Here is a 337-nt window from a genome sequence, read left to right as displayed (position 1 = left end):
CAGTAGCGGCATTAGTATTCTTACGGTTAACCAAAATCTGAACACTCGATTGGTATTTAGGCGTAATTACAAAGAAGGTCAACCCTGCGGAAACTATCAATCCCACCACCGTAAAACTGACAATTGCAAGCCAGTACTTACGGACAAGCCGGATAAAAAAGTCAAAACTTACTGTTTGATCCATCATTCACTCTCCAAAATTAACAAGATTAAAACACGTTTTAACTAACGCTATTAAATACAATCTATCGTCAAATATAACATTACATTGGTTGATTTACAAAGGGTTGTCCGTATGATAATGCGCCAATGGAATCCTTTCACGCTTCCCTCAAAA

At 37.4% G+C, this 337-nt stretch carries 1 protein-coding gene; it reads right to left on the bottom strand.

The window, feature by feature from the left end; genetic code table 11:
* Positions 1 to 184 (bottom strand): Wzz/FepE/Etk N-terminal domain-containing protein (locus MMY95_RS15730; protein ID WP_241277835.1); only part of this gene is annotated, 184 nt, incomplete at its 3' end.
* Positions 185 to 337 lie beyond the last annotated feature (153 nt).

Source organism: Lactiplantibacillus sp. ME-2, assembly GCF_022549155.1.
Classification (GTDB): Bacteria; Bacillota; Bacilli; order Lactobacillales; family Lactobacillaceae; genus Lactiplantibacillus; species Lactiplantibacillus plantarum.
Note: the sequence above shows the minus strand (reverse complement) of the source record. Positions and strands in the feature narration are given on the sequence as shown.